Source organism: Bacillus sp. NPDC060175 (genome assembly GCF_042728695.1).
In the GTDB taxonomy this organism is placed as follows: domain Bacteria; phylum Bacillota; class Bacilli; order Bacillales; family Bacillaceae_G; genus Bacillus_A.
This window is the reverse complement of sequence record NZ_JBHWYR010000004.1, coordinates 42,740-54,667: the sequence shown is the minus strand read 5'-3', so window position 1 is coordinate 54,667 and position 11,928 is coordinate 42,740. Positions and strand designations below refer to the sequence as shown.

At 34.6% G+C, this 11,928-nt stretch carries 12 protein-coding genes; 7 read left to right on the top strand and 5 right to left on the bottom strand.

All coding sequences use genetic code 11. The features are described 5' to 3' along the window. Window positions 1-3 precede the first annotated feature (3 nt). Complete coding sequence (locus tag ACFWDE_RS03415; RefSeq protein ID WP_016097234.1) at window positions 4-1,158, bottom strand: MFS transporter; 1,155 nt, start codon at window positions 1,156-1,158, stop codon at window positions 4-6. A 226-nt stretch (window positions 1,159-1,384) separates the two neighbouring features. Between ACFWDE_RS03415 and bdhA the strand changes: the two genes are divergently transcribed. From bdhA to ACFWDE_RS03385, 6 genes are all read left to right on the top strand, one after another. Continuing rightward, entirely contained in the window at window positions 1,385-2,437 is a 1,053-nt protein-coding gene (gene bdhA / locus ACFWDE_RS03410; protein WP_061689177.1) for a (R,R)-butanediol dehydrogenase, read from the top strand. A gap of 119 nt (window positions 2,438-2,556) precedes the next feature. Then, window positions 2,557-2,901, top strand: coding sequence for a potassium channel family protein (locus tag ACFWDE_RS03405; RefSeq protein ID WP_002204430.1), 345 nt, complete (start codon window positions 2,557-2,559; stop codon window positions 2,899-2,901). A 264-nt stretch (window positions 2,902-3,165) separates the two neighbouring features. After that, window positions 3,166-4,017, top strand: a complete 852-nt coding sequence (gene cerA, locus ACFWDE_RS03400; protein WP_215574408.1) for a phospholipase C — start codon at window positions 3,166-3,168, stop codon at window positions 4,015-4,017. Window positions 4,018-4,093: 76 nt separating this feature from the next. Then, window positions 4,094-5,095: a sphingomyelinase C gene (gene sph, locus ACFWDE_RS03395; protein ID WP_219917150.1), complete on the top strand. Its 1,002-nt coding sequence runs from the start codon at window positions 4,094-4,096 to the stop codon at window positions 5,093-5,095. 109 nt (window positions 5,096-5,204) lie between these two features. Further along, the gene (locus ACFWDE_RS03390; protein WP_377890053.1) at window positions 5,205-6,377 is read left to right on the top strand and encodes an amino acid deaminase/aldolase; all 1,173 of its coding nucleotides are present in this window, start codon (window positions 5,205-5,207) and stop codon (window positions 6,375-6,377) included. Beyond that, the gene (locus tag ACFWDE_RS03385) at window positions 6,365-7,678 is read left to right on the top strand and encodes a D-arabinono-1,4-lactone oxidase (protein ID WP_377890050.1); all 1,314 of its coding nucleotides are present in this window, start codon (window positions 6,365-6,367) and stop codon (window positions 7,676-7,678) included. Before ACFWDE_RS03390 ends, ACFWDE_RS03385 begins: the two co-directional genes overlap by 13 nt. 7 nt (window positions 7,679-7,685) lie before the next feature. Here the strand turns inward: ACFWDE_RS03385 and ACFWDE_RS03380 are convergent, their stop codons facing one another. Then, entirely contained in the window at window positions 7,686-8,837 is a 1,152-nt protein-coding gene (locus ACFWDE_RS03380; protein ID WP_377890047.1) for a VanZ family protein, read from the bottom strand. A gap of 171 nt (window positions 8,838-9,008) precedes the next feature. Here ACFWDE_RS03380 and ACFWDE_RS03375 point away from each other — a divergent pair, with 171 nt between their 5' ends. Further along, entirely contained in the window at window positions 9,009-9,212 is a 204-nt protein-coding gene (locus tag ACFWDE_RS03375; RefSeq protein ID WP_377890045.1) for a hypothetical protein, read from the top strand. A gap of 39 nt (window positions 9,213-9,251) precedes the next feature. On the opposite strand, the gene ACFWDE_RS03370 is transcribed toward ACFWDE_RS03375, so the two are convergent. The 3 genes from ACFWDE_RS03370 to ACFWDE_RS03360 all read right to left on the bottom strand — a co-directional run bounded on the left by ACFWDE_RS03370 (window position 9,252) and on the right by ACFWDE_RS03360 (window position 11,581). Then, window positions 9,252-9,539, bottom strand: a complete 288-nt coding sequence (locus ACFWDE_RS03370; RefSeq protein ID WP_193647495.1) for an antibiotic biosynthesis monooxygenase family protein — start codon at window positions 9,537-9,539, stop codon at window positions 9,252-9,254. 416 nt (window positions 9,540-9,955) lie between these two features. Then, window positions 9,956-10,768, bottom strand: coding sequence for an undecaprenyl-diphosphate phosphatase (locus ACFWDE_RS03365; RefSeq protein WP_377890039.1), 813 nt, complete (start codon window positions 10,766-10,768; stop codon window positions 9,956-9,958). Window positions 10,769-10,900: 132 nt separating this feature from the next. Beyond that, a complete protein-coding gene (locus tag ACFWDE_RS03360) occupies window positions 10,901-11,581 on the bottom strand; it encodes a methyl-accepting chemotaxis protein (protein WP_377890235.1) in 681 nt (226 codons plus the stop codon). Window positions 11,582-11,928 lie beyond the last annotated feature (347 nt).

Sequence of the window (11,928 nt, the reverse complement as noted above, 5' to 3'; positions counted from 1 at the left end):
GAATTAACCCATCATTGTCTTTTTTACTTTGCTTCTTACATAAATCATTCCGGCAAATGTTAATAAGAATGCTGTTCCGATAACAAAGCTAGCGCTAGGAGATGCTCCGATTGCTCCGACTGTAAAGGAGCCAGCAACAACTCCTAACGAGAAGAATGCATAAAACAATCCGAATGCTTTCCCTCGGTTACCATCTGTCGTATTTTCAACAAGTAAAGCATTAATTGCTGGGAAGAGGATAGCGAATCCAATTCCATAAATCATCATAACGATAAAGAGCATGCCTTTTGTTGCAAATAATCCGAGTAAAGATAATGCTAGTGCCATTACTGCAATCCCGATTAGCATTAGTTTTGAACGATTAAATCGATCGTAAATGCGATTTGTTGGTAGTAAAAAGAAGAGGATAGCGGTAATTCCGAATACACTTAACATCATGCCTGTTGTAGATGCTTTAAGTGCTAACGCCTCAACTTTTACTGGTAACATATACGTGACAATTCCTTGTGAAAACATTAGTGTGAAAGCACCAATATATGCTTGTAATAATGGTTCAGATCTCAATAGTTCGATCATATCTTCTTTGTTCATCATTTGAGTTCTTGATGTATCTTTTCTTGATACGTTATTTGGTAAGAAGAATAGGGATACGATTGTACCAAGGACCATTAAAATAGAAATGGTAATGAACACCCACTCTATACCAGCTGTTGCTTTCATAATGCCACTAAAAGCAGGTCCTACGATTGCCGCTGTTCCAACGGCAGCACCAGATAGAGCCATTGCCTTACCTTGCTTTGCTGAATTTGTTTGCTTTGATAAAAATGTAAAGGCAGCAGGAATTAAAAATCCGTCACTAAAACCGTGCATAAAGCGCACAACTAATAGTTGTTCACCACTTTGAACAACGGTGTATAACAAGACTATGAAACTCGTAATTCCCATGCTTATATAAAGGATTTTTTTTGCACCAAATTTATCGACAGCGGCTCCAGCAATAATATTACCGATCATATTAGCGAATGAGTACATACCGACAACTAGCCCGATAACAAGAGGAGTTCCTCCAAGGCTTTGAGCGAAAGTACTCATAATAGGTAATTGTGAAAATGTATCTAAAAACGCTACGATAACAATAAAGTAAATAAAATATTTCAAGCGATATTCACCTCTCCTATGCTATTATGGCATAATGCTAATTTCAACTGCAATGAAATTAGCATTAACAGATGTGGAAAAAAGTACAAAGTGACAAAATATTGAACGTTATTTGTTAAAATTTAGTGGGAATGAGATTGTTTTTTTGAAATATATGGATAGAAGTATTATAATAGATTTGTAAACTTCACCAGGTTAAGTATATACATAGAGAGGGATGTTTAAAATGAAAGCATTACTTTGGCATAATCAACGTGATGTACGAGTAGAAGAAGTACCAGAACCAACTGTACGACCAGGAGCAGTGAAAATTAAAGTTAAATGGTGTGGTATCTGCGGGACAGACTTGCATGAATATTTAGCAGGACCAATTTTTATTCCAACAGAAGAGCATCCATTAACACATGTGAAAGCACCAGTTATTTTAGGTCATGAGTTTAGCGGTGAGGTAGTAGAAATCGGTGAAGGCGTTACATCTCATAAAGTGGGAGACCGCGTTGTTGTAGAACCAATTTATTCTTGTGGTAAATGTGAGGCTTGTAAACATGGACATTACAATGTTTGTGAACAACTTGTTTTCCACGGTCTTGGTGGAGATGGCGGTGGTTTCTCTGAATATACAGTAGTACCAGAAGGTATGGTTCATCATATTCCGGATGAAATGACGTATGAACAAGGTGCACTTGTAGAACCAGCAGCAGTAGCAGTTCATGCAGTACGTCAAAGTAAATTAAAAGAGGGTGAAGCTGTAGCAGTATTTGGTTGTGGTCCAATTGGCCTTCTTGTCATCCAAGCAGCTAAAGCAGCAGGAGCAACTCCTGTTATCGCAGTGGAACTTTCTAAAGAACGTCAAGAGCTAGCTAAATTAGCAGGTGCGGATTACGTATTAAATCCAGCAACTCAAGATGTACTAGCAGAAATTCGTAACTTAACAAATGGTTTAGGTGTAAATGTTAGCTTTGAAGTAACAGGTGTTGAAGTTGTACTTCGTCAAGCAATTGAAAGTACAAGCTTTGAAGGCCAAACTGTAATTGTTAGTGTGTGGGAAAAAGATGCGACAATTACTCCGAACAACCTTGTATTAAAAGAAAAAGAGGTTATCGGTATTCTTGGATACCGTCACATCTTCCCAGCTGTTATTAAATTAATTAGCTCTGGTCAAATTCAAGCAGAGAAATTAATTACGAAAAAAATCACAGTGGACCAAGTTGTTGAAGAAGGATTTGAAGCACTTGTAAAAGATAAAACACAAGTGAAAATTCTTGTTTCACCTAAATAATATAGAATAGTAAAAAGTAGCTCTTTTCTAGAAATAGAAGAGGGCTACTTTTTTTCTATACTGAAAGGTGATAGACTTTCCTTTGACTAAATGTACTTTTGTTTGGAAGGGGGAGTCCAGTGCTTTCATTTTTATTAACTTTGAAACGAATGCTAAGAGCCTGTTTACGAGCGTGGAACGATAAAGAATTTCAAGTGTTATTCGTATTAACAATTTTGACATTACTATCTGGTACAATCTTTTATAGCACAGTGGAGGGATTACGTCCTCTTGATGCTTTATATTTTAGCGTTGTGACGCTGACTACTGTTGGTGATGGGCAATTTAGTCCTCAAACTGACTTTGGGAAAATGTTTACAATATTATACATATTTATAGGGATCGGATTAGTGTTTGGATTTATACATAAGCTGGCAGTTAACGTGCAATTGCCAAGTATACTATCGAAGAGAAAAAAAGAGTAAGGCGGTTAATCGCTTTACTCTTTTTTTACATTAATTTAGACAAGTATTTGCAGTAGCTTAACAATACTTTATTAAAATGTAAGTGTATTCATTCATTACGTTCACTATGTATAAAGTTATAGTAATATGAACATTTGCATATTTTAATTTATTGATAGAAATTTTGTGAAAGGTGGGATATTCTAGTCATAGGTTAACCGGAAGACATCATAGGATCCTAACAAAATATGAACAATAATTCAATTATAAAATGGAGGATTTCAGATGAAAAAGAAAGTTCTTGCTTTAGCAGCAGCTATTACGTTAGTAGCGCCATTACAAAGCGTTGCGTTTGCTCATGAAAACGATGGAGGACAGAGAGTTGGAGTTATTCCACGCTGGTCTGCTGAAGATAAACATAAAGAAGGTGTAAACTCTCATTTATGGATTGTAAACCGTGCAATGGATATTATGTCTCGTAATACGACACTTGTAAAACAAGATCAAGTTGCACTATTAAATGAATGGCGTACGGAGTTAGAGAACGGTATTTATGCTGCTGACTATGAAAATCCTTATTATGATAATAGCACATTTGCTTCACACTTCTATGACCCAGACAATGGGAAGACTTATATTCCATTTGCAAAGCAGGCAAAGGAAACAGGTGCTAAATATTTCAAACTAGCTGGTGAGTCATACAAAAATAAAGATATGAAACAAGCATTCTTCTATTTAGGATTATCTCTTCATTATTTAGGAGATGTAAATCAACCGATGCATGCGGCAAACTTTACAAATCTTTCGTATCCACAAGGATTCCATTCTAAATATGAAAACTTTGTAGATACGATAAAAGATAATTATAAAGTAACGGATGGAGATGGATATTGGAACTGGAAAGGTACAAATCCAGAAGATTGGATTCACGGAGCGGCAGTAGCTGCGAAACAAGATTACTCTGGTATTGTAAATGATAATACGACAGATTGGTTCGTAAAAGCAGCTGTATCACAAGACTACGCAGATAAATGGCGCGCTGAAGTTACACCAATGACAGGTAAGCGTTTAATGGATGCACAACGTGTTACTGCTGGATACATCCAGCTTTGGTTTGATACGTACGGAAATCGTTAAGTATTTGAAAAAGGTCAAATCTCAGAATAGAGTATTTGGCCTTTTTATCACTATACAGTACATGGAGGTATGAAACGTGAAAGGTAAATTGCTAAAAGGCGCACTCAGTTTTGGGATTGGTTTAGGAGCTTTATATAGCGGATCTTCGGCTCAAGCAGAAACGTCTGTAAATCAAAATAATACATTAAAAGTGATGACGCATAATGTGTACATGCTATCAACAAACTTATATCCGAACTGGGGACAAAATGAGCGTGCTGATTTAATTGGAGCGGCAGATTATATAAAGAATCAGGACGTTGTTATATTAAATGAAGTGTTTGATAATAGTGCCTCAGATCGTTTGTTAGGAAATTTGAAGAGAGAATATCCAAATCAAACGGCGGTATTAGGTCGTAGTAGTGGAAATGAATGGGATAAAACATTAGGGAACTATTCATCTTCGACTCCTGAAGATGGGGGTGTTGCGATCGTGAGTAAATGGCCAATCGTTGAAAAGATTCAATATGTATTTGAAAAAGGATGCGGACCAGATAACTTATCAAATAAAGGATTTGTATACACAAAAATTAAGAAAAATGATAGTTTCGTTCATGTAATTGGGACGCATTTACAGGCTGAAGATAGTATGTGCGGAAAAACTTCACCTGCATCTGTACGTACGAAACAGCTACAAGAAATGCAAGAGTTTATTCAAAATAAAAATATACCAAATAACGAGTATGTGTTAATTGGTGGGGATATGAACGTGAATAAAATAAATGCTGAGAATAATAGTGATTCAGAGTATGCATCCATGTTTAAAACATTACATGCTTCTATTCCATCTTATACTGGACATACAGCGACTTGGGATGCGACGACAAACAGTATTGCAAAATACAATTTCCCCGATAGCCCGGCTGAGTATTTAGATTATATTATTGCAAGTAAGGATCATGCGAATCCATCGTATATAGAAAATAAAGTGTTACAGCCGAAATCTCCACAATGGACTGTTACATCATGGCTCAAAAAATATACGTATAATGATTACTCTGATCATTATCCAGTAGAGGCAACTATTTCTATGAAGTAGGCCTAAAAAAGTTTCTTCTTAATATGAAGAAACTTTTTTATTTTATAAGAGGAAATTTAAACTTTCTTTCCAATATGTATAAGACATATAGAGAAGAGGAGCGAAAAATGTGGATCGAGGAATTTTTAAAGAAGTTCCATTACCGTGTGCATTTTTGGATGAAGTGGCTTTAGATAGAAATATTCAATCGATTATAGAGTTAAGTGGAAATAAGAAGATTCGTATAGCAAGTAAATCGTTACGTTCTGTTCCGATTATGCAAAAGATTTTAGCTGCAAGTGATCGATTTCAAGGGATTATGTGTTTTTCACCTAGAGAGGTTTTGTTTTTAATTGAACAAGGGTTTAATGATTTATTGCTCGGATATCCTGCTTATGATGAAAGGGCTTTATATGAAATTAGTTTGCTAACAAAGCAAGGACACATCATAACTTGTATGGTGGATTGTGAAGACCATATTGTTTATTTAGAAAAAATTGCTGAGAAGTCTAAAGGCTGTTTTCGTGTTTGTTTAGATATTGATATGAGTAGTCGTTTTTTTCAATTTCATTTTGGTGTAAAAAGATCTTCGGTAAAAGATGTACAGGGCGCTTTGAAAATAGTAGAAAAGGTGAAGGGTTCATCATATTTAATACTAGATGGTGTAATGGGATACGAAGCTCAAATTGCCGGGGTGGGGGATCATATACCGAATCAATGGATAAAAAGTAAAGTGATTTCGTATTTAAAAAAGAAATCAGTGTTAGAGATTAACGAAAGAAGAGGGAATATCGTAAAAGAAATACACAACCTGGGCATTGAACTAAGATTTGTAAATGGGGGTGGAACGGGAAGTATAAAAACAACCGTTCAAGATAAATCAGTGACAGAGATTACTGTAGGATCCGCTTTTTACTCTCCTAAACTATTTGATTATTATAAAGAAGTAAAATTTCAGCCAGCTGCCGGATTTGCTTTACCAGTTGTGCGTAAACCAGCTCCGTTTATTTATACTTGCCTAGGTGGTGGATATATTGCATCAGGTGCAGTTGGTAAAGATAAAGAGCCTGAGGTTTGGAGACCAAATGGTGCAAAACTATTAGCTTTAGAGGGTGCTGGTGAAGTACAAACGCCAATTTTTTATAACGGTGAGGAACGAGTGAATATAGGAGATTCTATCTTGTTTCGCCATAGTAAAGCTGGAGAGTTATGTGAGCGTTTTCCGGTTTTGTATCGCATTAAACAAGGGGGAATTGTTGGAGAGTATTCAACATATCGGGGGGATGGACAATGCTTTCTATAAAGGGACAAAAATGGAGAAATTGGACAGGGAATGTAGAAGGAACGCCGCATTATACGATGTATCCAGAAAGTATACGAGATGTAGTAGAAGTTGTCGGGCTTGCACGAAAAAGAGGGAAGAAAATTCGTGTTGTTGGTTCAGGGCATTCTTTTACACCTCTTGTGCAAACGGAGGGAATTTTGGTTTCTTTAGATGAATTGAATGGCATTGCGAATATTGATGCAGAGAAGATGACTGTTGAAGTGTGGGCAGGAACAAAGTTACATGACTTAGGGAAGTTACTTGAGGAAAAAGGTTATGCGCAAGAAAATTTAGGGGATATTGATTCGCAATCTATTGCAGGAGCGATTAGTACGGGGACTCATGGGACGGGTGTTACATTTGGGAGTTTATCAACACAAGTTATAGAGATTACGGCAGTTTTATCTACAGGCGAGAGTATAGTTTGTTCAGAAACCAAGAACGTCGAATATTGGAGAGCATTTCAGTTATCGCTTGGAATGCTAGGTATCATTGTAAAGATCAAATTGAAGGTTATCCCAGCGTATTCGCTTGTTTATGGAAGTGAAAAACAAGCATTATCTACTGTAATGAACAAACTAGAAGAATATAAGAAGAATCGTCATTTTGAATTTTTCGTTTTTCCTTATTCAGATGAAGTGCAAGTGAAATTTACAAACGAAACAACGAGTAAAGAAAGTGATTTAAAATGGCATAAACTAAAGGTGGAGTTACTGGAAAATAGGATGTTCTCTTTATTATCTAAAGGGTGTAAATGGTTTCCTTCTATAAGTAAGGGAGTAAGTCGATTATCAGCTAAGGCTGTACCGAACACGAAAATAATTGGCGCAAGCTATGAAGTGTTCGCTACATCACGTACAGTTCCATTTTATGAAATGGAGTATAGTGTTCCTTCAAAGTATATGAGGACTGTTGTAGAAGAGATTTCAAATCTTATTGAAAAGAAAAAGTATAAGGTACACTTCCCGATTGAATGCCGTTATGTGAAAGGTGATGATATATGGCTCAGTCCAGCGTACGGAAGAGATTCAGCGTATATTGCTGTTCATATGTATAAAGGTATGACGTATGCTGCTTATTTTGGTGAAGTGGAGAAAATTTTTCTAAAGTATGAAGGTCGCCCGCATTGGGGGAAAATGCATACGTTAACGTACGAGAAATTACAAAATATATATCCAGAACTATATTCGTTTCTAAAGGTGAGGAAGTCATTAGATGAAACAGGAATGTTTTTAAACCCTTACACTGAAAAATTATTTACGATTATGAAAAAAAGCTGACAAAGTATTATTTGTCAGCTTTTTTTAGTATAATCGCATTTCTTGTTTGACTAATGTGCTCGTAAAATAGTAACTTATCACGGCTAAATATGTGTAATAAAACATGAATAATAAATAGACCGTTAATTCCAAATTGGAATAACAGTATAACTAGTAATACTAAAGGCTCTGTATGATTTAAGATAGAGCTACTAGAAAGAATATAATTGATTCCACCTAAAATGAAATAGAATATACCGTAACGAATGAATAATTCTTTTAGTGTAATACGCTCTGCTTGTCCTTTAATGTAAATACGAAGCAACGCTTTCCCTATTGTTCTTCCATTTGTAAAGTATGGGATGATAATAAAGTAAATTAAGATTGAACATGCAATGAAAAGGAGTTCGTATACATTTGTATAAGATTGGATGTTAGAAATAAATAGTGAGTTTCCTTTGTTTTTAATAAAAGGTACAACGATAGATAAGAAAATCCAATCAATTTGCATAGCGATGAGACGACGAACGAATCCGACTGGTTTCGTTTCCAAATCAATATGACTATCTAATTCGCTTGTTTTTGGCAGGAAGTACGTAAATATTGGTGCAATGATAAAACCGATTACGCCGCCTAGTGTGTTTAAAAACAGATCGTCGATATCGAATAAGCGATATGCACAATTATAAATACCATATAATCCAGTTACTTGTGTTAATTCAAAGAACAGTGAAAGGCAAAAAGAAATGCACACTGTTTGGAAGAAACTACGTCGGAAATAATAACGTAAGTAAATACCGAATGGAACGGTTAGTAGAACGTTAAAAGCGACTTGTAAAAACGCAGATTCCTTTAATAAATAGAAATAGGTAGCTGGCTTCGTCAAAATTGCCGATGTATGATTACTAATCTCTTGTACGAAATAAAATGGCGAGAGTTGCATATGCTGTGTATTAGCCGGTTGTAGGCTACATGTGTCATATGTTTGTGGCAAAGGTAAAATAACAAGAAAATAGGCATTTAATAAATAGAGTAATAATGAATATAAAATAAATGAACGCCATTTATTTAAATAACCGTATTTTCGATAATTAAATATTAAAAAAGGGATTAAGAGAAACATTGCTAAAATAGGAAATAAAATAAATGCTGTTTTTACTGGAAATAAATATGCAGTCAAAATGAAGCTCCTTTCAATAAAAATTCGTTTATCATTATAGCGCTAAAAAGAGTATAAAACAAAGTTAAAATATTTCGAAATAGAAAGAATTACAAATTTTATCGAAATTAAGTTATATTAAATTTAATATAAGGATATTGTGATTATATAAGTTGAGAGAGGGTACTAGATATGCAATATGAGCTTTTTTCAGTAAGCGGGGGTCATATTACGACTTTTGAAAGCGCATGGCGTTTTCAAGAGGGGGAACAGGTTTTTGTCCATGATGATAACAAAAAGCGAAACTTTATTATTATTCGCTTAACACATGATGTATTTCAAAATAATAAACATGTTATTCGCCTGTATTGTCAGGAAAAGAAAGTTTATGCATAAGGAAAAATCTCTTACTGTATGAGGGCAGTAAGAGGTTTTTTATTTCATATAGGTAGCATTGGATTTGGAAGAAAGGATGTAATGTTGCATTTGGTGTTTCCACGTTTCACCGCTCTTTCTTTTTGAAATCCACTCATGATAATATTGTTGTGTTTTCCATAACATACGAACCATATATTCAGCGCCATCATCTGTACGATGCATGTGCGAAAATTCTATGTTAATAAAACCTTGTGTGCCAGACGATGGATAATGCTGTCTAAGCGAATGAAATATTTCATTTTCATAGCCATATTTAATATGAATAAGTTTAGTAACAATAAACATGCGAACACCTCTTTTTTCGATAGTAGTAAAAAAATAGGATAGAAGAGAGAAGTTTTCCCACGTAAAATCCCGGTTGGTGAGGGCTAAATAAAGTTTCATTTTATTTTTTTATAAATGCGAGAAAAAGTAATGATAACGATTAATATCATACTATTCAGAAAATTTAAAGTAAATAATAAAATGTATTTGGAATTGAAATATAAAAAAGCAGGTCATTCTATTTAAATAGAATGACCTGCTTTAAAGAGTGTTAATTATCATTTTATCCCGCTATTTGTGGGCAGTAAAACTCCCACCCAAAAATTCGGCCGGAGCAAAGAAGTTAGGTGGGAGCCCTGCTGCCCGTAAACGCCCGATGGGTGAGGGCTAATAATCAGTGGGGGATGAACAAAACCCCCACTGATTAAAGTTTCACTTTATAAGAAAATGATAGTTAGCACACCTACGATAATACAGTAGAAAGAGAAATATTTTAAATTTCCTTTTGCCATAATGTTCATAAACCATTTTAATGAAATATATGTCATGACAAATGTTGCGATGAAAGCAACAATATAAGGTACAAGTAATGTATCTAAATTTGGATCGTTTGCAATGTCTGTAATACTTAACAATAAACCACCTAAGCTAACAGGAATGTATAGTAAGAAGGAGAAGCGAAGAGCTGTTTCTTGCTTCATACCAAGTAACATTGCCGCTACGATTGTAGCACCTGATCTGCTTATACCAGGAATTAGTGCGCAAGCTTGTGTTAGACCAATAATGATTGCATCTTTCATAGAAAGGTCGCCATCATTTTTACGTCCACGTAAGTTTCGAATAATCCAAAGGCCGATAGCAGTAATTAGAAGGGAAATCCCAACCATTTTAACACCTTTTAAATAGTGGTCGATATAATCTTTAAATAAAACTCCAATTACACCTGCTGGAATGGTTGCAATAACAAGGTAAATAATGAAGAAGAAATCTGATTTTGCATCTTCTGCTCTTGTGAATATATAAGATAGACCATTCTTTGTTAGACGAATTAAGTCATTTCTATAAATAAGTAATACAGCTAATAATGAAGCTGAATTAACAAGTAGCTCAAAGCTAAACCCTTCTATTTTTAGTCCTAGCAAATGTTGTGCTAAAACGAGGTGACCACTTGAAGAAATCGGAATTGGTTCTGTTAGTCCTTGGAACAGACCAAGAATTAAGTATTTTAAAATGTAGTAAAATTGTTCCATAACATCCTCCTTGTTAATTAGTCTAAAGAAACAACTTTTCCATTATAACAAAGATATAGATGAATATTGTGAAGGAATAAATATTCGAAATATAATAAAAACCCCTTATAGCGATATAAGGGGCTTTTATTGTTAATGAGAAGATACTGTTTCTTGAAGACCTTTAGTCAATTGAACATCGACTTTTTCAGCATCATGAATATGGTTCATAATAGTAGTATTTAATTTTTGGAACATTTGTTGAGTGTTTGCAAATTCTCTTAATATATCATCATTACAAGATTTTTGGTTTTCAATTGCTTGAATAACGTTTGTAGCACCATTTTGTAACGTTTGAATCATGATTAAAATATTTTCGATTCTAGCGTTTGTATCGGCACTCATTTCTACACCTTCATCGACCAAATGTAAATTATCTTTTGTGTTTTCGTATGCTTTTTCAATTTCTTCTTGAATTTTTTTCGTTAAGTTGCCGATATTTTTTGTACTCTCTGCCGTACTTTCTGCTAGTTTTCTTACTTCATTGGCAACAACCGCAAACCCTTTACCGTGCTCTCCAGCACGCGCAGCTTCAATACTTGCATTTAACGCAAGTAAATTTGTTTGTGCTGCAATGTTTTGAATGACTTCTACAATTTGCTCGATTTCTTTTGAGCGTTCACTTAAATGATTCATACTATTAGACGTGCGCTGAGATTGTTCACCTAATTTATTAATTACAATAAGTAAACGGTGAACAGATTCTTTTCCTTCATTAGAGCAGTCAATAATCTCTGCAATAGACTGAATTAAGCTTTGTTCTTTTTGTAACATTTCACTATTTAATTCATTAGAATTTGTCGTACGTGTTGAAACATTTTCAAAACATGAGTTTAATTGTTGAATTAAATTTTGGAGTGTATGGTGCTGGTTATTTACAAGTTGATGCTCTTGAACGACGTTCTGCACACGGTCATGGATAGAAGAAATCATATTTTGTTTTTCAATATCTTTTTGTTTTAATTCTGCCTCTAATTCTTTTATACGATCTTCTAATTGATCAATTTTATGTTGGAGTGATTTCTTTTGAGTAAACATGTATTTATTTCAACCGCCTTTGGAAGTTATATTTTCTCTATATTTGGATTTTAGCATCTTTTATAATTTTTAAATATAGGAAT